Annotated in this window: 18 protein-coding genes; 15 read left to right on the top strand and 3 right to left on the bottom strand. The window is 68.3% G+C overall.

Translation table 11 applies throughout. From position 1 onward, the window contains the following. Positions 1 to 34 precede the first annotated feature (34 nt). Complete coding sequence (locus AC5RTY_RS12505; protein WP_494026342.1) at positions 35 to 490, bottom strand: hypothetical protein; 456 nt, start codon at positions 488 to 490, stop codon at positions 35 to 37. Positions 491 to 598: 108 nt separating this feature from the next. Here AC5RTY_RS12505 and pheS point away from each other — a divergent pair, with 108 nt between their 5' ends. From pheS to AC5RTY_RS12490, 3 genes are all read left to right on the top strand, one after another. Then, positions 599 to 1,669 (top strand): phenylalanine--tRNA ligase subunit alpha, encoded by a 1,071-nt coding sequence (gene pheS / locus AC5RTY_RS12500; RefSeq protein ID WP_494026341.1) that lies wholly within the window; start codon positions 599 to 601, stop codon positions 1,667 to 1,669. A gap of 4 nt (positions 1,670 to 1,673) precedes the next feature. After that, positions 1,674 to 4,217, top strand: a complete 2,544-nt coding sequence (gene pheT, locus AC5RTY_RS12495; RefSeq protein WP_494026340.1) for a phenylalanine--tRNA ligase subunit beta — start codon at positions 1,674 to 1,676, stop codon at positions 4,215 to 4,217. An 83-nt stretch (positions 4,218 to 4,300) separates the two neighbouring features. After that, a complete protein-coding gene (locus tag AC5RTY_RS12490; protein ID WP_494026339.1) occupies positions 4,301 to 5,011 on the top strand; it encodes a 4'-phosphopantetheinyl transferase family protein in 711 nt (236 codons plus the stop codon). Between the two features lie 122 nt (positions 5,012 to 5,133). On the opposite strand, the gene AC5RTY_RS12485 is transcribed toward AC5RTY_RS12490, so the two are convergent. After that, the gene (locus AC5RTY_RS12485; protein ID WP_494023837.1) at positions 5,134 to 6,099 is read right to left on the bottom strand and encodes a quinone oxidoreductase family protein; all 966 of its coding nucleotides are present in this window, start codon (positions 6,097 to 6,099) and stop codon (positions 5,134 to 5,136) included. A gap of 190 nt (positions 6,100 to 6,289) precedes the next feature. Between AC5RTY_RS12485 and argC the strand changes: the two genes are divergently transcribed. The 12 genes from argC to tyrS all read left to right on the top strand — a co-directional run bounded on the left by argC (position 6,290) and on the right by tyrS (position 19,725). Then, positions 6,290 to 7,321: an N-acetyl-gamma-glutamyl-phosphate reductase gene (gene argC / locus AC5RTY_RS12480; RefSeq protein ID WP_494026338.1), complete on the top strand. Its 1,032-nt coding sequence runs from the start codon at positions 6,290 to 6,292 to the stop codon at positions 7,319 to 7,321. Continuing rightward, a complete protein-coding gene (argJ, locus tag AC5RTY_RS12475) occupies positions 7,318 to 8,469 on the top strand; it encodes a bifunctional glutamate N-acetyltransferase/amino-acid acetyltransferase ArgJ (protein ID WP_494026337.1) in 1,152 nt (383 codons plus the stop codon). The genes argC and argJ overlap by 4 nt, the downstream gene beginning before the upstream one ends. Positions 8,470 to 8,477: 8 nt before the next feature. Continuing rightward, positions 8,478 to 9,386 (top strand): acetylglutamate kinase, encoded by a 909-nt coding sequence (gene argB / locus AC5RTY_RS12470; protein WP_494026336.1) that lies wholly within the window; start codon positions 8,478 to 8,480, stop codon positions 9,384 to 9,386. Then, entirely contained in the window at positions 9,383 to 10,678 is a 1,296-nt protein-coding gene (locus AC5RTY_RS12465) for an acetylornithine transaminase (protein ID WP_494026335.1), read from the top strand. Before argB ends, AC5RTY_RS12465 begins: the two co-directional genes overlap by 4 nt. Continuing rightward, entirely contained in the window at positions 10,675 to 11,634 is a 960-nt protein-coding gene (gene argF, locus AC5RTY_RS12460; RefSeq protein WP_494026334.1) for an ornithine carbamoyltransferase, read from the top strand. Before AC5RTY_RS12465 ends, argF begins: the two co-directional genes overlap by 4 nt. Continuing rightward, a complete protein-coding gene (locus AC5RTY_RS12455; protein ID WP_494002367.1) occupies positions 11,589 to 12,155 on the top strand; it encodes an arginine repressor in 567 nt (188 codons plus the stop codon). Before argF ends, AC5RTY_RS12455 begins: the two co-directional genes overlap by 46 nt. A 148-nt stretch (positions 12,156 to 12,303) precedes the next feature. Then, complete coding sequence (gene argH, locus AC5RTY_RS12450) at positions 12,304 to 13,752, top strand: argininosuccinate lyase (RefSeq protein ID WP_494002366.1); 1,449 nt, start codon at positions 12,304 to 12,306, stop codon at positions 13,750 to 13,752. A gap of 103 nt (positions 13,753 to 13,855) precedes the next feature. After that, positions 13,856 to 14,845: an SRPBCC domain-containing protein gene (locus AC5RTY_RS12445; protein ID WP_494002365.1), complete on the top strand. Its 990-nt coding sequence runs from the start codon at positions 13,856 to 13,858 to the stop codon at positions 14,843 to 14,845. Continuing rightward, complete coding sequence (locus tag AC5RTY_RS12440; RefSeq protein ID WP_494002364.1) at positions 14,845 to 15,474, top strand: DNA-3-methyladenine glycosylase; 630 nt, start codon at positions 14,845 to 14,847, stop codon at positions 15,472 to 15,474. Before AC5RTY_RS12445 ends, AC5RTY_RS12440 begins: the two co-directional genes overlap by 1 nt. A 42-nt stretch (positions 15,475 to 15,516) precedes the next feature. Further along, positions 15,517 to 16,023, top strand: a complete 507-nt coding sequence (locus tag AC5RTY_RS12435; protein ID WP_493977814.1) for an adenine phosphoribosyltransferase — start codon at positions 15,517 to 15,519, stop codon at positions 16,021 to 16,023. Positions 16,024 to 16,145: 122 nt separating this feature from the next. Continuing rightward, the gene (locus tag AC5RTY_RS12430) at positions 16,146 to 18,404 is read left to right on the top strand and encodes a HelD family protein (protein WP_494139623.1); all 2,259 of its coding nucleotides are present in this window, start codon (positions 16,146 to 16,148) and stop codon (positions 18,402 to 18,404) included. 4 nt (positions 18,405 to 18,408) lie between these two features. Then, the gene (tyrS, locus tag AC5RTY_RS12425; protein ID WP_494002362.1) at positions 18,409 to 19,725 is read left to right on the top strand and encodes a tyrosine--tRNA ligase; all 1,317 of its coding nucleotides are present in this window, start codon (positions 18,409 to 18,411) and stop codon (positions 19,723 to 19,725) included. A 217-nt stretch (positions 19,726 to 19,942) separates the two neighbouring features. On the opposite strand, the gene AC5RTY_RS12420 is transcribed toward tyrS, so the two are convergent. Beyond that, positions 19,943 to 20,218: hypothetical protein (locus AC5RTY_RS12420; RefSeq protein WP_494050279.1), on the bottom strand; the 276-nt coding region annotated here is incomplete at its 5' end.

The following is a 20,218-nucleotide window of genomic DNA, read 5'->3' as shown; positions in this document are numbered from 1 at the left end:
GCGACAGGGCCAGGAGGGGGCTTCCGCAGGGAATTCAGCCGGCCGCCCGCACGGTCCGCGAGCCGCGCGGTCCAGTCCTCCGCCGCACCGGCCGCTCCGTGTAGCCGCCCGACTGCAGCCCGGCCAGCCGCTCGAAGATGTTCCGGGACGCCGGGTCGCCGGTCCGCCACCACGACCAGGCGGCAGCGAAGCCGTATAGCGGCAGGAACGGCAGGCCCAGGCACCAGGCATATTGGCTGCTGTGGCGGGATTCGTGGCCCAGCAGCACCGGATTGCCGGCCAGCCCGGCCGCAGCGTCGCGGAACAGCACCACGTTGCCCACGGTAAAGGCAGCGGCCTTCGGCAGCCCGGGCCGAAAGCCGTGGGCCAGGATCAGGCCATGGGGTCCGGGATGAAGGCTGCAGCGGACCGCGGCGGCGAGGGTCAGCCCCAACAGGGTGGAGCCGTTGAGCAGGTTCCAGGCGGCACGCAGCTTCTCGGACGGCGTCATGGGCCCATCGTAAGCGTTTCGGGTCGGTGCCGGCCCGTGAACTAGACTGGACTGGTTGCCCGTACGCGGGCGGAAACCCTTTAACCTATTCCGAGGTCCCCACAGCACATGTCTGACGTGACACCCCCAGTCCAGGAGCCACCCGTGCCGAGCCCCCTCGACGAAGCCGCGGTAGCCGCCGCCGTCGAGCAGGCGGTGATGGCTTTCAAGGCTGCCTCCGACCTGGACGGGCTCAAGACTGCCCGGCTCGCCCACGCCGGCGAGAAGTCCCCGCTTAGCCTGGCCAACCGCGAAATCGGCAAGCTGGCCAAGGAGGACAAGGCGGCGGCCGGCAAGATCGTGGGTCCGGCCCGCGGGCGCATCAACCAGGCGCTGGCCGCCCGCACCGCCGAACTGGAGGCCGAACGGGAGGCGCAGATCCTCGTCGAGGAGGCAGTGGACGTTACCGCGGCTCCGCGCCGCCGCCGCGCCGGTGCCCGGCACCCGCTATCCACGCTGCAGGAACGGGTCAGCGACATCTTCGTCGGCATGGGCTGGGAGATCGCCGAGGGGCCGGAGGTGGAATCCGAGTGGTTCAACTTCGACGCCTTGAACTTCAAGCCGGACCACCCCGCACGGGAGATGCAGGACACCTTCTTCGTGGAACCGCCCGAGGCGCACCTGGTGCTGCGGACCCACACATCGCCGGTGCAGGTCCGCTCCATGCTGGAACGGGACCTGCCCGTGTACGTGCTGTGCCCGGGCCGGACGTTCCGCACCGATGAACTGGACGCGACCCATACGCCTGTTTTCCACCAGTTTGAAGGCCTGGCCGTGGACAAGGGGCTCACGATGGCCGACCTGCGCGGCACGTTGGAGCACTTCTCGCGGCAGATGTTCGGCGCCGAGGCCAAGATCCGCCTGCGCCCGGCCTACTTCCCGTTCACCGAGCCCTCCGCGGAGATGGACATCTGGCATCCGGGCGCCAAGGGCGGCCCCCGCTGGATCGAGTGGGGCGGCTGCGGCATGGTCAACCCCAATGTGCTGCGCGCTGCCGGCATCGATCCGGAGGTCTACTCGGGTTTCGCCTTCGGCATGGGCATCGAACGCACCCTCATGTTCCGCAACGACGTCCCGGACATGCACGACATGATCGAAGGCGACATCCGCTTCAGCCAGCACTTCGGGATGGAGATCTAGAACTATGCGTATTCCCCTTTCCTGGTTGCGCGAGTACGCGCAGGTTCCCGCAGACGCCACCGCCGAGGACGTTATGGCCGACCTCGTCAAGGTCGGACTCGAAGAAGAGGACGTTCACCGTCCGTCCGATTCGATCTCCGGACCGATCGTGGTGGGACAGGTCCTCGACCTGGTCAAGGAGCCGCAGTCAAACGGCAAGACCATTAACTGGTGCCAGGTGCGTGTGGCGCCCGAAGGCGCCGGCCAGCCGCTCAGCGGCGACGGCATCGACCCGTCCGGCGTGCAGGGCATCGTCTGCGGAGCCCACAACTTCGAGGTGGGCGACAAAGTCGTGGTGACGTTGCCCGGCGCGGTGCTGCCGGGGGATTTCCGGATCACCCCGCGCAAAACCTACGGCCACACGTCCGCCGGCATGATCGCGTCCGCCCGAGAGCTCGGCATCGGCGAGGACCACGACGGCATCATCGTGCTCTCCCGGCTGGGACTCGACCCGGAGATCGGCACCGACGCGATGGAACTGCTCGGCCTGACCGACGAGGCGGCCGAGATCAACGTGACGCCGGATCGCGGCTATTGCTTCTCCATTCGGGGGGTGGCCCGTGAATACGCGCTGGCCACCGGCACCGAATTCGTCGACCCGGCCAGCCGCGTCGTTGTTCCCGAAGCGGCCGGCGAGGGCCACCCCGTCCGGCTCGAAGACCAGTCCCCGGTCTACGGCAAGCCCGGCTGCGACCGCTTCGTGGCACGCACGGTCCGCGGCGTCGACCCGTCGCGGCCCACGCCCCAGTGGATGGCCTCCCGGCTGCGCCTGGCCGGCATGCGCTCCATTTCGCTGGTTGTGGACATTTCCAACTACGTGATGCTGGAACTGGGCCAGCCGCTGCACTTCTATGACGCGGACAAACTCCAGGGCCCGATCGTGGTCCGCCGGGCCAATCCGGGCGAGACCCTGGTGACCCTGGACGGCAAGGAGCGCCGGCTCTCCACCGAGGACCTGCTGATTACGGATGACCGCGGCGCCATCGGTTTGGCCGGGGTGATGGGCGGTGCCGAAACCGAGGTCGGGGACGGAACCGCGAATGTGCTGATTGAGTCCGCCCATTTCGACGACGTCTCCATGGGCCGCACCCGGCGCCGCCACAAGCTGCCGTCCGAGGCGTCCAAGCGCAATGAGCGCGGAGTGGACTGGGAAATTGCGGATGAGGCGGCGCAGCGCGCCGTGGACCTGCTGGTCGAACTCGCCGGCGGCACGGCCGACACCGCCGCGACGGATGTCGGGTCACGTCCGGCACCCGTCGAGATCGACCTGCCCGACGGTTTCGCCTCCCGCCTCATCGGCTTCGAGTACACGGCAGGGCAGATTGAATCCGCCCTGACCGGCATCGGCGCTTCCTTCGAACGGTACGACGGCGGCCTGCGCGTCACGGCGCCCAGCTGGCGGCCCGACCTGGCCATCAAGGAGGACCTGGTCGAAGAAATAGCCCGGCTGGTGGGCTATGACCGGATTCCGGCCACCCTGCCGGTGGCCCCGCCGGGGCGCGGCCTGTCCCGTGGGCAGCAGCAGCGCCGCCGCGTGCTGCAGTCCCTGGCGGACGCCGGCCTGACCGAGGTGCTCAGCTACCCCTTCGTTTCCACCGGGCAGAACGAAACGTTCGGAACTACCGAGGCCGGCTCCGGTGCGGCCGCCGTCAAGCTGGCGAACCCGATCTCCGCCGAATTCGGGTACCTGCGCACCAGCCTGCTGCCGGGACTGCTGGAGACTGCACGGCGCAACCATTCCCGCGGCTTCCGCGATCTGGCGTTGTACGAAGGCGGCCTGGTGTTCCTGCCCGGCGGCAAGATCGGGTCTCCGGTCCTGCCCCCGCTGGGCGCCAGGCCGTCGGACGAGGTGCTCGAGGAACTGCAGGCAGGGATCCCGGACCAGCCCTGGCATGTGGCCGCGGTCCTGATCGGGCACGAGGCGGCACCGGGCGCAGGGTTCACGCCCCGCCACTGGGAATGGTCGGACGCACTGGACGCCGCACTGACCGTCGGCGACGTCCTCGGCATTGAACTGGTCGTCGCCCAGGGACAGCACCAGGCCTTCCACCCCGGCCGGACCGCGCAGTTGTCCCTGCGCACCGGCGAGGTCGTCGGCTACGCCGGCGAGCTGCATCCGAAGCTGCTCCAGGACGGGGACCTGCCGGCGCGGACTGCCGCCATGGAACTGAACGGCGAGGCACTCTTTGAGGCCGCCGCCGATGTGATTGTGGCCAAGCATCTGTCCACCTACCCGGTCTCCACCCAGGACGTAGCGCTCGTCGTCGATTCGTCGGTTCCGGCCGAAGCAGTCCGCGAGGCGCTGCGTGAAGGCGCCGGTGAACTGCTGGAAGATGTGGCCCTGTTCGACGTCTATGCGGGCCCCGGGATCGAGCACGGGAAGAAGTCGCTGGCCTTCGGGCTCAGGTTCCGGGCGAATGACCGCACGTTGACCGCCGACGAGGCCTCCGCGGCACGGGCCCAGGCCGTGGAGCTGGCCGCAGCCCGCTGCGGTGCCGTTCAGCGGTAACCGGTTACTGCCATGAATGACGACGGCGGGGCCCACCGGCGCAGGTGGGCCCCGCCGTCGTGGGGGAAAGGGAAAAGGAACGCATGAAGGCCCAGGTGATACTGCAGCTGGTGCAGCTGCCAAACGGGTTCCCGGCCGCCAGCGGGCCGGACCGGCGCCCCAGCGTCCGCGCCCACAACCGCGAAGCCGTCCGCCTGCTGGCGGCGCGGGAACTGAACGTCGACCCCGACCGGATGCGGCTCGCCTTCGACTGCCGCCAATGCACGCGGGGCAACGATGGCCGGCATGGCCAGCCGCACCTGCTGCTGGACGGCGCTCCGGCCCCCGCCCGCCTGAGCTACGCCCGCTCGGGCCGCTGGCTGCTGGCCGCGCTGTCCTTCCGGCCCGTGCTGCTCGGAGTCGACATCGAAGACGCCTGGGCGGACGCTTTTCGGCCGGAGGACAACATCGACGCCGTCATGCTCACGGACGCGGAGCGGACCCTGGTGGAGCAGGCAGCCGACCCGCGCCTGCTGCGGGCCCGGCTGTGGACCAGGAAAGAGGCCGTGCTGAAGTCGACAGGCCACGGCCTGCGGCTGCCGCCCGATACGATCGGCGTCGCCGGTGCGGACGGCGAACCCCAGCTGTCCGGCTGGCCCGGGGAAGCGGGAGACCGTCCCGGGCTGCAACTGCTGGACCTCACCCTCGCGGATGCCGGCGGGGAAGTGCCGCCCGGCCTCGCCGCGGCGCTGGCCGTTGGCGGGTCGGCCGACCCGAAAATCACCTACCGGGAAACTGCGGCTGTCCAGGGCTGAACGGGGAGGGCAGGCGCTCCGCCCGCACTCCCCGTCCGCGGCAATTTCCTCCTCCTCCGCCGGCGCCGGGACCGCCGGCGCCGGCAGCGAGGGCGGGCGTCGACGGCAACCGGGGGCCGCCCTTACGGAACCAGCAGCAGCTTGCCCGTGGTGCGGCGGGCTTGCAGGTCCTCGTGTGCCTGCGCCGCCTCGGCCAGCGGATATGTCCGGCCGATCCGGATGTCCAGGCGGCCCGACAGGACGGCGTCGAACAATTCGCTGGAGCGCCAGCGCCGCTCCTGCGGCGTGAGCAGATGGTCGGCGAGGTTGGGGCGGGTGACGAACAAGGAGCCGCCCCGGTTGAGCCGCTGCAGGTCGAACGGGGGCACCTGGCCCGACGCGCCGCCGAAGAGCACGAGCATGCCGCGGGTGCGCAGGCTGGCCAGCGAACCGTCGAAGGTGTCCCTGCCGACGCCGTCGTACACCACGTCCACCCCGGTGCCGGCGGTCAGTTCGCGCACCTGTCCGGCAAAGCCGTCGTAGCGGAGCACCTCATCCGCGCCGGCGCTGCGGGCCAGTTCTTCCTTTTCGTCGGTAGACACCGTGGTGATCACGCGGGCGCCCTTGGCTTTGAGCAGCTGCGTCAGGATCAGGCCTACTCCGCCGGCACCCGCATGGGTGAGTACGGTCTGGCCCGGCTGGACCCTGAAGCTGGAGTTAATGAGGTAATGCGCCGTCATGCCCTGCAGCGGGATGGCGGCCGCCACGTCGTCGTCCACGCCTTCCGGCACCGGGAGCGCCGCGTCGGCGGAGACCACGGTGAACTCAGCGTAGGTGCGGTCGCCCTCGGCGAAGGCGACGCGGTCACCGGGGGCGAAGCCGTCGACCCCCGGGCCGACGGCCTCGACCGTGCCGGCGGCTTCGGAGCCGGGCGTGTACGGAAACGGGACGTTGTAGACGCCGCTGCGCTCATAGGTCTCGACGAAGTTCACACCCGCCGCGGCAACTTTGACCAGCAGCTGGCCCGGGCCGGGCCGGGGGGTGTCGACCTCGCGCAGTTGCAGTACTTCCGGACCGCCGGGTGCGGCGGCCACGATCGCCTTGGCCATGTAGGGTCTCCTTAAGGTACTCGGGACAGTCGGTGCCGGCGGTGGAATCTGGCCGCTGAGGGCCGGCCGGCTCAGAACCCATCGTAGGCGCTAACGTCCGCGCCCCGGCCCGCCGTTTCCGCCGGCAGGGCATGCAGGACGATGCATAATTATCCTCTCCAGTGCATAGTCTTGCTGTATGCTGGATGCCATGACAATTAAGGTTGCAGTCTCCGGCGCCAGCGGTTACGCGGGCGGCGAGGTCCTCCGCCTGCTGGCGAACCACCCCGAGGTCTCCGTCGGAGCCGTCACCGCCCACAGCAGTGCCGGTTCGCGGTTGGGGGAACTGCAGCCGCACCTGCATGCGCTGGCGGACAAAGTCCTGGTCGACACAACCGTCGAGAACCTGGCCGGGCACGACGTGGTGTTCCTGGCGCTGCCGCATGGCGCCAGCGCTGAGATCGCCGCCGCGCTGCCGGCAGACACCCTGGTGGTGGATGCGGGCGCGGACCACCGGCTGGTGGACCCGGTGTCCTGGGAGAAGTTCTACGGCACCGCCCACGCCGGCAGTTGGCCCTACGGCCTTCCGGAGCTTCCCGGGCACCGGGAAAAGCTGCGCGGCGCCCGCCGGATCGCCGTCCCGGGCTGCTATCCCACCAGTTCGCTGCTGGCGCTGGCCCCGGGCTTCGCGGCCGGGCTGCTGGAGCCCGGTGACGTGGTGATTGTCGCCGCGTCCGGCACCTCGGGGGCCGGCAAGTCCGCGAAGGTACACCTGATCGGTTCGGAAGTAATGGGCGGCATGAGCCCCTACGGGGTTGGCGGCGGACACCGGCACACTCCGGAAATCGAGCAGGGGCTCTCGGCGGCCGCCGGCGAGGCGGTCACGATCTCGTTTACTCCCACCCTCGCGCCGATGAGCCGCGGCATCCTGACCACCGCCACGGCGCGCATCAAACCCGGTACGGATGCCGCGTCGCTGCGCCGCGCCTGGGAGGCCGCCTACGCTGATGAACCGTTCGTGCACCTGCTGCCCGAGGGCCAGTGGCCGAATACCAAGTCGGTGCAGGGCAGCAACCATGCCGTCCTGCAGCTGGCCTTCGACGAGCACGCGGGCCGCGCCGTCGTCACCTGCGCCATCGACAACCTCACCAAGGGAACCGGCGGCGGCGCCATCCAGTCCATGAACATCGCCCTCGGCCTCGACGAGACCGCCGGCCTGACCCAGCAGGGGATAGCACCGTGAGCGTTACCGCACCACAGGGATTTCGTGCCGCCGGTGCCACCGCCGGCCTGAAAGCCTCCGGCAAGCCCGATGTCGCGCTGGTGGTCAACGACGGACCACAGCGGGCGGCGGCGGCAGTCTTTACCTCGAACCGCGTGGCGGCCGCTCCCGTGCACTGGTCGCGGCAGGTGGTCGGCGACGGCCGCGTGGACGCGGTGGTGCTGAATTCCGGCGGTGCCAATGCCTGCACCGGGGCCGAGGGCTTCCAGAACACCCACGCCACCGCCGAGAAAACCGCAGCCCTGCTCGGTATTTCCTCGGGCGACGTGGTCGTATGTTCCACCGGGCTGATCGGCGAGCAGCTGCCGATGGACAAGCTGCTGCCGGGTGTCGAAGCTGCTGCAGCGGCATTGTCCGCCGACGGCGGCGCCGACGCGGCCGAAGCCATCATGACCACCGATTCCGTTTCCAAGCAGGCCCTGTTCACCGGCGGCGGGTACAGCATCGGCGGCATGGCCAAGGGCGCCGGCATGCTGGCCCCGGGCCTGGCCACCATGCTGGTGGTCATCACCACGGATGCCGAACTCGCACCGCCGGCGCTGCAGGTGGCGTTGCGCGAGGCCACGCGGCTGACCTTCGACCGGACGGATTCCGACGGCTGCATGTCCACCAACGACACGGTGGTGCTGCTGGCTTCGGGCGCTTCCGGGGCCATTCCCGCGCTGGAGGACTTCACCGCGGCGCTGACCGGCGTCTGCGCGGAGCTGGCGCGGCAACTGATTACCGATGCCGAGGGCGCCAGCCACGACATCGCGGTCACCACGATCAACGCCGCTTCCGAGCGGGATGCGGAAACCGTCAGCCGCGCAGTGGCCCGCTCCAATTTGTTCAAGACCGCCATCTTCGGCAAAGATCCGAACTGGGGCCGCGTGCTGTCCGCGGTGGGCACGACCGACGCCGCCTTCGAGCCGGACCAGCTCAACGTCAGCATGAACGGCGTGCAGGTCTGCCGAAACGGCGGCGTGGGCGAACCGCGCGACCTGGTGGACCTGAACGGCCGCGACGTGGCCGTGGTGATCGACCTTAATGCCGGCAGCGAGACCGCAACCATCTGGACCAACGACCTCACGCACGAATACGTGCATGAGAACTCCGCCTACTCCAGCTGAGGACCGAGATGAACACGATGCTGATGGCCCAGGACAAGGCCGCCACGCTGATCGAGGCCCTGCCCTGGATCCAGCGGTTCGCCGGCACCACCATGGTGATCAAGTACGGCGGCAACGCCATGGTCAACAATGAACTGCGGCAGGCGTTCGCCGAAGACATCGTTTTCCTCCACCACGCCGGCATCAAGCCGGTGGTCGTCCACGGCGGCGGACCGCAGATCAACGCCATGCTCTCGCGGCTGGGCATCGAGTCCGAGTTCAAGGGCGGACTGCGGGTCACCACCCCCGAGGCCATGGACGTGGTGCGCATGGTGCTCACCGGACAAGTCGGACGGGAACTGGTGGGCCTGATCAATTCGCACGGGCCGTACGCCGTGGGCCTCTCCGGTGAAGACGGCGGGCTGCTGCAGGCGGTGCGCACGGGCACCGTGGTGGACGGCGAAGACATCGACCTGGGCCTGGTCGGCGAAGTCGTCGGCGTCAACCCGTCCGCCATCCTGGATTTGCTCGACGCCGGGCGCATCCCGGTGATCTCCACCGTGGCACCGGAAATCGGCGGCGACGGCGAAGGCACCAACCAGGTGCTCAACGTCAACGCCGATACCGCGGCCGCTGCGGTGGCGGACGCCTTGCACGCCTCACGGCTGGTCATCCTCACCGACGTCGAGGGGCTGTACGCCAACTGGCCGGACAAGTCCTCCTTGATCTCGTCGCTGACGGCGGGGGAGCTGCGCGAGCTGCTGCCGCGGCTGCAGTCCGGCATGATTCCCAAGATGGAAGCCTGCCTCAAGGCGGTCGACGGGGGAGTGGAGCGCGCCGCCGTCGTCGATGGCAGGATGCCGCACTCGATCCTGCTGGAAATCTTTACCGCGGCCGGCATCGGCACCCAGGTCGTCCCGGACGGAGACGCAGCATGAACACCCCGCATACCGTTTCCCCGGCCGCCGGCCTCGCCGGGCTGGAAGCACTGGAAGGCCTGGACAACCGGCAGCTGCTGGAGAAATACCGCGGGTCGCTGATGGGGGTCTTCGGAACCCCGCAGCGCGTCTTGGTGCGCGGCAAGGGCTGCATCGTGTGGGACGCGGACGGCAGGGAATACCTGGACCTGCTCGGCGGGATCGCGGTGAACGCGCTCGGCCACGCGGACGAGTTCCTGACCGGGGTCGTGGCCGCCCAGTTGTCCACCCTCGGCCACGTCTCCAACTTCTTCACCAGCCCGGCACAGATTGCGCTGGCGGAGCGGTTGCTGCAGCTCGCCGCCGCTCCGGCAGGTTCCAAGGTGTTCTTTGCCAACTCCGGCACCGAAGCCAACGAAGCGGCGTTCAAGCTGGCCCGGCGAAACTCGAGCCCCACCCGGAGCAAGATTTTGGCCCTGGAGGGCGCTTTCCACGGCCGGACCATGGGGGCTTTGGCGCTGACGGCCAAGGAGTCCTACCGCGAACCGTTCGAACCGCTGCCCGGCGGCGTGGTCCACCTTCCCTTCGGTGACGAGGAGGCCCTCCGCGCCGCCGTCGACGAGTCCGTGGCCGCCGTCGTGCTGGAACCAATCCAGGGGGAGGTGGGCGTCCGGCCGCTGCCCGCGGGCTACCTGAAGGCGGCGCGCGAAGCTACCAAGGCCGCGGGCGCGCTGCTGATTTTGGACGAGGTGCAGACCGGCGTCGGCCGCACCGGCAACTGGTTCGCGTTCCAGGGCGGCGTGGCCGGTGGCGAGCAGATCGTCCCGGATGCCATCACCCTGGCCAAGGGCCTGGGCAGCGGGCTGCCCGTCGGCGCGTTGATCACCTTCGGGGCAACTACTTCCGGACTCCTGACGGCGGGCCAGCACGGAACGACGTTCGGCGGAAACCCGGTGGCGACGGCGGCAGGCCTGGCGACGCTGCAGGCCATCGAGTCGCGCGGGCTGCTGGCCCACGCCTCCGGACTGGGGGAGCGGCTGCGCGCGGAGCTGGCCGGCCTGGAACACGTCGCCGAGGTCCGCGGCGAGGGCTTGCTGATCGGGATCGACCTGGATGCCGACATCGCCGCTGCCGCGGTGGCCGCCGCCCTGGAAGCCGGCTTCATCATCAACAATCCCGGCCCGCGCACGCTGCGGCTGGCCCCGCCGCTGATCCTGACCGCCGAAGAGGCCGCCCGGTTCACCGCCGCGCTGCCGGACATCCTGACCACCGCGGCTGCCCTGGCCGCCGCTACCAGCAAGGACGCATCATGACCCGCCACTTCCTGAAGGACACCGACCTCAGCCCGGCCGAACAGGCGGAAGTGCTGCAGTTGGCCGCCGACATGAAGCGGTCCCCCTACCGCTACCAGCCGTATGCCGGCGACGGGGCGGGACGTAAGACCGTGGCCGTGATCTTTGACAAGACCTCCACCCGCACCCGGGTGTCCTTCGCCGCCGGAATCGCGGACCTGGGCGGGGTGCCGCTGGTCATTAATCCCGGCGAATCGCAGCTGGGACACAAAGAGTCCGTCTCCGACACCATCAAGGTGTTGGAACGGATGGTCTCCACGGTCGTCTGGCGGACCTACGCCCATGCCGGGCTGGAGGAGATGGCGGCGCTGTCCCGTGTGCCGGTCATCAACTCGCTCTCCGACGACTACCACCCCTGCCAGTTGCTGGCCGACCTGCTGACGGTGCAGGAACACAAAGGCAAGCTGGCCGGACTCACCCTGACCTATCTGGGCGATGCGGCCAACAACATGGCCAACTCGTACCTGCTCGCGGGAGCGACGGCGGGGATGCACGTGCGGATCGCCGGACCCGCCGGGCACCTCCCGGCGGCGTCGGTCGTGGCCGAAGCCGAAGCACGCGCCGCCGAAACCGGCGGCTCGGTTCTGGTCACCACGGATCCCGCCAAGGCGCTGGCGGAGGCCGACGTCGTCGCCACGGACACATGGGTCTCGATGGGGCAGGAAGAGGAGAAGGCGGAGCGGCTGGAACTGTTCAAGGACTACGCCGTGGACCAGGCGGCCCTGAAGCTGGCAGCCGACGACGCCGTCGTGCTGCACTGCCTGCCCGCCTACCGCGGCTACGAGATCGCCGCCGAGGTCATCGACGGCCCCCAGTCGGTGGTGTGGGACGAGGCGGAGAACCGGCTGCACGCCCAGAAGGCGCTCATGGCATGGCTGATGGACCGGTCGTCGCTGGCTCCACTGGCCGGGAGCTGACGGCGGTGAACACGATGCCGGCCACCAAGACCGCCCGCCAGGCCAAGATCACCGCGATCCTCACCGGCGAGTCGGTGCGCTCGCAGGCGGAACTGGCCGCCCGGCTGGCGGACGAGGGTGTCCAGGTAACCCAGGCCACGCTCTCGCGGGACCTGGTGGAACTGGGTGCGGTACGGGTGCGCGGCCAGGACGGCGGGCTGATCTACGCGGTGCCCGGCGAGGGCGGGGAACGCACGCCGCAGAGCGGTGTCACCCAGGAGATCCTGGACGCCCGGCTGGCCAGGCTCTGTGCCGACCTGCTGGTCACCGCCGAGGCCTCCGCAAACCTGGTGGTCCTGCGGACACCGCCGGGGGCGGCCAACTTCCTGGCGCTGGCCATCGACCACTCGGTCATGCCGTCGGTCCTGGGCACAATTGCGGGCGACGACACCGTTCTGCTGGTGACTCGGGATCCGGCCGGCGGAGCGGCGCTCGCCGCACGGTTCCTGCAGTTCGCCGACGAATCCTCGCGCAACGCCTGAACCCCATAACCTAGTCGCAGCAGCAGCAGCAGCAGCAGGAGCAGCGGACGCCGGCGCGGAAGCCGGCACAACGAGCCATCTCCGCCGGCCGGCACGGCCGGGTGCGGAACCGTCACCAGGGCAACCTGGCGGAAAGGGAAGACACAACGTGACGCAGGAACCGAAGAGCCCCACCGGGCACACCAACGAAGGCGCCCTCTGGGGCGGCCGCTTCGCCGGCGGCCCGGCCGATGCCCTGGCCGCGTTGAGCAAGTCCACGCATTTCGACTGGCGCCTGGCGCAGTACGACATCGCAGGTTCCCGGGCCCACGCCAAGGTCCTGCACCAGGCCGGATTGCTCGACGACGCCGAACTGCAAGGCATGCTCGCCGCCCTGGACCGGCTCGACGACGACGTGCGGTCGGGCGCGTATGTGGCGGCCGAGTCGGACGAGGACGTGCACGGTTCCCTGGAGCGCGGGCTGATCGAACGGGCCGGCGCCCAGCTGGGCGGAAAACTTCGGGCCGGACGGTCCCGCAACGACCAGATCGCCACCTTGGGCAGGATGTACCTGCGCGACCACGCACGGATCATCGCGGGGGGAGTGCTGGCAACCATCGATGCGCTGCTCACCCAGGCCCGCCGGTATCCGGAGGTTGCCATGCCGGGCCGCACCCACCTTCAGCACGCGCAGCCGGTGCTGCTGTCCCATCACCTGCTGGCCCACGCCTGGGCGCTGCTGCGGGACGTCCAGCGGCTGGCGGACTGGGACAAGCGGGCCGCCGTCTCTCCCTACGGCTCCGGTGCCCTGGCCGGTTCCTCGCTCGGCCTGGATCCCAACGCCGTCGCGGCGGACCTCGGCTTCGACTCCGCAACCTGGAACTCGATCGACGGAACTGCCGCGCGGGACGTCTTTGCCGAATTCAGCTGGGTCGCGGCCATGATCGGCGTGGACCTGTCCCGGATATCGGAAGAAGTCATCCTGTGGGCCACCAAGGAATTTTCCTTCGTGACGCTGGACGATGCCTATTCCACGGGCTCCTCGATCATGCCGCAGAAGAAGAATCCGGACGTCGCGGAATTGGCCCGCGGCAAGGCCGGCCGGCTGATCGGCGACCTGACGGGGCTCTTGGCCACGCTCAAGGGCCTGCCGCTGGCCTACAACCGTGACCTGCAGGAAGACAAGGAACCGGTCTTTGACGCGGCAGACACCCTGGAGCTGCTGCTGCCCGCCGTCGCCGGCATGATCGAAACCCTTGTCTTCAATACCGAGCGGCTGGAGGCGCTGGCCCCGCAAGGCTTCGCGCTCGCCACCGACATCGCCGAATGGCTGGTCCGTCAGGGCATTCCGTTCCGGGAAGCTCACGAGCTGTCCGGTGCCGCCGTAAGACAGGCCGAAAGCCGCGGAGTTGAACTCTGGGACCTGACGGACGAGGAATTCGCGGCTATTTCCCCGCAGCTGACTCCACAGGTGCGTGAAGTGCTCACGGTCGAAGGTTCGCTGGCCAGCCGCAGTTCGCAGGGCGGCACCGCCCCGACCGCCGTGGCCGCCCAGATCGCGGCGCTTGAGGCAGCGCTGGACGGCGCACGCGGCTACGTCTCCGGCGGCCGCCCCTGAGCCGTCCGCACCCCGGCACGGGTAAGTTACCGGCCGGTAGCAAATAGTGCTGCGGTAGTTTGTGAAGCGACGGGTCGAGAGCCACTGAGCCGAGGGAGCGAGCATGTCGACGCTGAGCCAGGACGAGGAAAAGCTGGTGCCGGAGGGTCGGATCGAGCGGGTTGACGGGGACTACGTCCTGGCCTTCGACCGACAGCTCGATTACCCGCGCAGCTACATCTGGAGCCTTCTGGCGGAAAAGGACAACGTCGCTAAATGGCTCGGGACGCTGGACGCCGACTGGCAGCTGGGCCATACCTATGAGCTGGATCTGGGCGGCGGCACCACCAGCGGTACGGTCCTGCAGCTGAATCCGCCGCTCAGCCTGCAGATCAGCTGGGAGGATGAGCTGGGGCAGGAAGCGGTCATCGAATGGCGGGTGCTGGAGAGCGACGGCGGTACCTTGCTGCAGTTCCGCTCGCGCGCCGAGGGGCCGGACTTCCTGACCGAAGGCAGCGCGGGCTGGCAAACAATCCTGGACGCACTCGCCGCCGTCGCTGGCGGGCGGCCGTCAAACCCGGAGCCCGGTCGATGGGCACGGCTGCGCGAGGCCTATGCCCGCCACTTCCGGCTCTCGCACTCGATGGGCACCGCCCAAAAGGATTCGGGGCGCACAAGCCTGCGTTTCGAACGGTTGCTCGACGCCGCCGCAACGGAGGTCTGGGCGGCCCTGACCGAGCCGGATCTGTTCGGCAAGTGGCTGGGCCCCGGCCGCGTGGAGCTGCAGACCGGCGGCGCCGTCGAATTCACCCTGCCGGAACGGACGGTTGAGGGGGACGTTGAGTATGTGCTCGCCGGCAGCCGTCTCGACTACACCTGGACCGCTCCGGAGGGCAGCGGAACCGTGCACTGGATGCTGGAACCGGCCGACGGCAAGACCCGCCTGCTGCTGGTGCACAACATCGGGCGAGAGATATCGCCCGAAGCCCTAATGGCCCGCTGGCACGCGCGGCTGGATGCCCTCGCCACGGTGCTGGGCGGCGGCCATGTGCATGATTCGGCCCACCGGCTCGAAGCCCTGACGCGCTTCTACCAGCGGGTGCAGCCGGCCTAGTGGACGCAGCGTTACTTCACTGGCTTGCCCGGCCCGCCGTGGACGTTGCTCCGGGGCTGCTCGGCGCCCGCCTGACACACACCACGCCCGAGGGAACAGTAGCCGTACGGCTCACCGAGGTAGAGGCCTACATGGGCGAGCACGACCCGGGATCGCATGGCTTCCGCGGCCCGACAAACCGCAACAAGGCGATGTTCGGCCCGCCGGGCCACATCTATGTCTACTTCACCTATGGCATGCACCATTGCGTGAATATCGTGTGCGGCCATGACGGCCAGGCCACCGGGGCCCTGCTCCGCGCCGGTGAAATCACCCAAGGCCTTGACCTTGCCCGAAGCCGGCGTGCTTCGGCCAAAAACGATGCGGAACTGGCACGGGGGCCGGCCCGGCTGGCCACTGCCCTGGGGCTGACGCTTGCCGACAACGGCAGGGCCTTCGCCCAGGGGGAACTGGAACTCGCACGGCCGGCAGTCCGGGCCTCCCATCAGCATGTGCGGACCGGACCGCGGGTGGGCGTGAGCGGCGAGGGCGGCACCGCGGCCTACCCATGGCGTTTCTGGCTTGAAGGGGACCCGACGGTCTCGCAGTACCGGGCCGCGAAGCCGCGCCGGCGCGCCGGCAGCGGGTAGGGTAGACGGGTGAATGAACGTCCCCGCGAATCAGTTGAAGCCATGGTCAACCGTCTTTCTGAAACGGTTCGGGACTATCCGAAGCCAGGGATCATCTTCCGGGACCTTACTCCCGTATTTGCCGACGGCGAGGCGCTGCACGCCTTGGTGCATGCCCTAATCGACCCGTTCGAGGGCCAATTCGACGCCGTCGCCGGTGTCGAGGCCCGCGGCTTCCTGCTGTCGGCCGCGGCCGCGTATGCCTCGGGCACCGGGGTCATCACTGTGCGCAAGAAAGGCAAACTGCCGCGCAGGACGATTTCCGAAGACTACGCGCTGGAGTACGGCACGGCCACGTTGGAAATCCATGCCGATGAACTGGTGCCGGGTTCGCGCGTCCTGATTCTGGACGATGTGCTGGCCACCGGCGGGACCCTCGGCGCGGCGTGCCGTCTCTTCGAACGGGCAGGGGTGCAGGTTGCCGGATTCGGCGTGGTCCTCGAGCTCTCGGCCCTGCGGGGCAGGTCTGCCCTGACCGGACACCGCATCCGCTCGCTGGTGCGTGAATAGCCCCGGCTATTGCGTCCTTGGCGAAAGGGTGCGTGCCCACCCGCCCGCGGTCGTTCCGGCGGAAGAAAATTTGGCGCGCCGGTAGTAGAATGGACGGTCTGCCTTTTGGGGAGGGAACACGTATGCCTGAATCGCCTTCGGCCCATGCCGAGCTAGAACTTGAGCGCGCCTATGTGGCGGGGCTGTACCGTCGGCTGGAAGAACTGCGCGCCGAGAAACAGGAACAGTTGGCCCGCGTCCGCAGCAGCGGCGCCGTGGGAAGCATGCAGAACATCTCCGAGCGCGACGCGTTCGCCACCATGTACGAAGACCGGCTGGCGCAACTGAACGCCGTGGACGACCGGTTGGTGTTCGGCCGACTTGATCTGGACGACGGCGACCGCCGCTACATCGGGCGGATCGGACTCAGCACGGCAGACCTGCAGCAGCTGATGGTGGACTGGCGGGCCCCCGAAGCCGGGGCGTTCTACCAGGCTACGGCCTTCGAACGGCTGGGAGTCCGGCGGCGCCGGCACCTGATTTTGCAGGGGCACCAGGTCAAGGGCATCGAAGACGACGTGCTGGATCCGACCATGCTCTCCGAGGACGGGGTCCTGCAGGGCGAAGGGGCCCTGTTGGCGGCGCTGAATTCGAAGCGGACCGGAGCCATGTCCGACATTGTCGGCACTATCCAAGCCGAACAGGACCGCATCATCAGGGCCCCGATGCCGGGGATCCTCGTGGTGCAGGGCGGTCCCGGTACGGGCAAGACCGCCGTCGCCCTGCACCGGGCGGCCTACCTGTTGTATTCGCACCGCGAACGGCTGAAGTCGGCCGGCGTGCTGCTGGTGGGGCCATCGAACTCTTTCATGAAGTACATCGAGCGGGTGCTTCCCTCGCTGGGCGAGACCGGAGTGGTGATGTCCACCCTGGGCGGCCTGATGCCCGGCGTACGGGCCGTGTCCGAGAGCAACCCGGCCGTGGCCGAGATCAAAGGCCGCCTGGACATGGCCGGCGTCGTGGCCAACGCAGTGGCCAACCGGCAGAGGCTTCCGGCGGAACCGCGCAGGCTTAACGTCGAAGGCACCATGCTGACGCTGACGCCGCGCCAAGTGGCACGGGCCCGCGACCGGGCACGGGCGACCGGCAAACCACACAACACGGCCCGGGTTACGTTCGTGAAAATCCTGTTGCGCGAACTGGCGGACCAGTTGGGGGAGGCACTGGAGAAATCGTCCGGACCGGGAACCAACGCGGACCGTGCCTATCTGATCGAAGACGTGCGCACCTCGCGCGATGTCAGGGTGGCGCTTAATCTGTGCTGGATGCCGCTGACCCCGGAACAGCTGGTCAGGGAACTGCTCAGCAAGCCGGCCCATCTCGAGGCGGCCGCTCCCGATCTGACGGACGCCGAACGCAAGCTGCTGCTGCGCCCCGCGGATGCGCCGTGGACGGAAGCCGATGTGCCGTTGCTGGATGAAGCCGCGGAGCTGCTCGGGGACATGGATGCCTCGGCCGGGCGTGACAAGGCCCAGCGAGATGCCGAGCGGGCCCGCGACGTCGCCAATGCGGAGCAGTCGCTGCGGAACGTCGACCAGATGCTGCGTGATATCGGGATCGACGGCGTGGTCAGCGCCGAGGACCTGGCCGGTTACAACCAGGCGCAGCAGACCCGCTTCACCGCTGCCGAACGGGCCGCCGTTGACCGCACCTGGGCCTTTGGCCACATTGTGGTTGACGAGGCGCAGGAGTTGTCGGCCATGCAGTGGCGGCTGCTGATGCGCCGCTGCCCGCTCAAGTCGTTCACCGTCGTCGGCGATATCGCGCAGACGAGCTCTCCCGCCGGCGCGGAATCGTGGCAGCAGGCGCTCGAGCCGTTCGCCGGCGACCGCTGGCAGCTTGAAGAACTCACCGTGAACTACCGCACGCCCTCCCAGATTGCGCAGGCCGCCGTCCGGATGGCCAACGCAGCGGGCCTGGTCGTGACGGCTCCGAAGGCGGTGCGCGACGGCCGCTGGTCGCCGGTCGTGGACCGGGTGCCGGAGGGTCGCATGGTCGAACGGCTTTTGGAGGTCATGCCCGAGGAGCTTGCCGCCGCCGACGGCGGTCTGTTGGCTGTTATTGCCTCCGACCACCGCCTGCCGGACGTCCGGAGTGCGCTGGCCGCGGCCTACGGGGCACGCGTGGGCGGCGGTGCCGGCGGGATGGAACAGGACATCAGCGTGCTGGGTCCGCAGGAGGCCAAGGGCCTGGAGTTCGATGCCGTCGTAGTGCTTGAGCCGGGTGAGCTGCTGCACCGGGTCGGCGGCCGCGTCGGAGATCTCTATGTTGCCATGACCCGTCCGACCCAGCGGCTCCGGCTGCTGGCCGAAGGCGACGTCCCCGAGGGCATCGAAGGCTGATAATTTGGTATCCGTGAATAATACGTTTCTGGCTTCCCAACGCAACGACCCTGGTTTTGCCAATGTGTGGCAGGAACTGAAGTGGCGCGGCCTTGTCCATGTTTCGACCGATGAAGCCGAACTGGAGAAGCTGCTGGCGGGGGACCCGATCACGTATTACTGCGGCTTCGACCCCACCGCACCCAGCCTTCACCTGGGCAACCTGGTCCAGCTGCTGACCATGCGCCGGCTTCAGCTGGCGGGGCACAAGCCGCTGGGCCTTGTAGGTGGCTCCACCGGGCTGGTCGGCGATCCCCGACCTACCGCCGAGCGCACCATGAACACCAAGGAAACCGTCGCCGAATGGGTGGACCGCCTGCAGGGACAGGTGCAGCGCTTCCTGGACTTCGACGGTACGAACGCCGCGCGAATGGTCAACAATCTGGACTGGACGGCGCCACTGAGTGTCTTGGACTTCCTGCGCGACATCGGCAAGCACTTCCGCGTGGGGACGATGGTCAAGAAGGACATCGTCGCGTCCCGGCTGAACTCGGACGAGGGGATCAGCTACGCCGAATTCAGCTACCAGATCCTGCAGGGCATGGATTACCTGGAGCTGTACCGGCAGTACGGCTGCATCTTGCAGACCGGCGGATCCGACCAGTGGGGCAACCTCACCAGCGGCATCGAGTTGATCCGCAAGGTGGAGGGCCAGTCTGTCCACGCCGTCGGCACGCCGCTGATCACTAACTCCGACGGAACCAAGTTCGGCAAGAGCGAGGGCAATGCCATCTGGCTGGATGCGGACATGTGCAGCCCCTACGCCATGTACCAGTTCTGGCTCAACACTGCCGACGCGGACGTGGTGCAGCGGCTCAAGGTCTTTACCTTCCGTTCCCGCGAGGAGATCGAAGCGCTTGAGCGCGCAGTAGCCGAACGGCCGCATGCCCGTGAGGCACAGCGTGCGTTGGCCTACGACGTGACGTCGATTGTGCACGGCCCCGCAGCCACCGAGAAGGTGATCGCCGCGTCCTCGGCCCTGTTCGGGCAGGGCGACCTGGCCGAGTTGGACGAGGCGACTCTTGTCGCCGCCACTGCCGAGCTGCCCAGCGCTGTGACCGGTGCAGCTACCACCGGCATCATCGACCTGTTGGTCCAGTCGGGCCTGGCCGCCAGCAATTCCGCGGCGCGGCGGACCGTAGCCGAGGGCGGCGCCTACGTTAACAACCAGAAGATTACCGATCCGGACGCCGCAGTCGGGAGCGAGCAGTTGCTGCATGGCAAATACCTGTTGATGCGCCGCGGCAAGCGCACGCTCGCCATGGTCGAAGTGTCTGCCTGAATCCACGGGCGTTCGCACGTCAGCCGGCCACGTCGAAGGGCCCGCAGTCCCCCTGGTCAGGGGAGGCCGCGGGCCCTTCGGCATCAGTGGCGGGCATCACCCGCCGGCGATTTGCGGGCCCGTCCGGTGCCGTGTAATGTTTTCTGAGTCGCCGCCGCTGGTTGTGAAACAGCCGGCCGGAACGCGACAAGCCCCTTCGATAAAAAGACAGCGACTGTCATGCGCCCGAGTGCGCAGGCGAATTAGCTGGGTTTTTGTGATGGGTTCCTTTTCTCGAGGTAAATGAAGCGGAAACGCGGATTTGACAGAAAGAAAAGGAATGAAATAAAGTAGAAACATCGCAGCGAAGAAAAGCAAAGCGGATTTCGGAAGAAATTGTTTTGGAGAGTATTCGTTTGCTCCTGTTGTTTGAGAACTCAATAGTGTGCCAAGTTTGTTGATACCAATTATTTATTGGTTGAAAGTGCCGTGGCGTGCCGCCCCTGTGGTGTGT

The organism is Arthrobacter sp. Y3224055 (assembly GCF_059090825.1).
Note: the sequence above shows the minus strand (reverse complement) of the source record. Positions and strands in the feature narration are given on the sequence as shown.

Excerpts from the sequence above, each read along its gene's own strand:
- AC5RTY_RS12505 (WP_494026342.1), bottom strand. The coding sequence starts at position 490 with ATGACGCCGTCCGAGAAGCTGCGTGCCGCCTGGAACCTGCTCAACGGC.
- pheS (WP_494026341.1), top strand. The coding sequence starts at position 599 with ATGTCTGACGTGACACCCCCAGTCCAGGAGCCACCCGTGCCGAGCCCC.
- pheT (WP_494026340.1), top strand. The coding sequence starts at position 1,674 with ATGCGTATTCCCCTTTCCTGGTTGCGCGAGTACGCGCAGGTTCCCGCA.
- AC5RTY_RS12490 (WP_494026339.1), top strand. The coding sequence starts at position 4,301 with ATGAAGGCCCAGGTGATACTGCAGCTGGTGCAGCTGCCAAACGGGTTC.
- AC5RTY_RS12485 (WP_494023837.1), bottom strand. The coding sequence starts at position 6,099 with ATGGCCAAGGCGATCGTGGCCGCCGCACCCGGCGGTCCGGAAGTACTG.
- argC (WP_494026338.1), top strand. The coding sequence starts at position 6,290 with ATGACAATTAAGGTTGCAGTCTCCGGCGCCAGCGGTTACGCGGGCGGC.
- argB (WP_494026336.1), top strand. The coding sequence starts at position 8,478 with ATGAACACGATGCTGATGGCCCAGGACAAGGCCGCCACGCTGATCGAG.
- AC5RTY_RS12465 (WP_494026335.1), top strand. The coding sequence starts at position 9,383 with ATGAACACCCCGCATACCGTTTCCCCGGCCGCCGGCCTCGCCGGGCTG.
- argF (WP_494026334.1), top strand. The coding sequence starts at position 10,675 with ATGACCCGCCACTTCCTGAAGGACACCGACCTCAGCCCGGCCGAACAG.
- AC5RTY_RS12455 (WP_494002367.1), top strand. The coding sequence starts at position 11,589 with ATGGCTGATGGACCGGTCGTCGCTGGCTCCACTGGCCGGGAGCTGACG.
- AC5RTY_RS12445 (WP_494002365.1), top strand. The coding sequence starts at position 13,856 with ATGTCGACGCTGAGCCAGGACGAGGAAAAGCTGGTGCCGGAGGGTCGG.
- AC5RTY_RS12435 (WP_493977814.1), top strand. The coding sequence starts at position 15,517 with ATGGTCAACCGTCTTTCTGAAACGGTTCGGGACTATCCGAAGCCAGGG.
- AC5RTY_RS12430 (WP_494139623.1), top strand. The coding sequence starts at position 16,146 with ATGCCTGAATCGCCTTCGGCCCATGCCGAGCTAGAACTTGAGCGCGCC.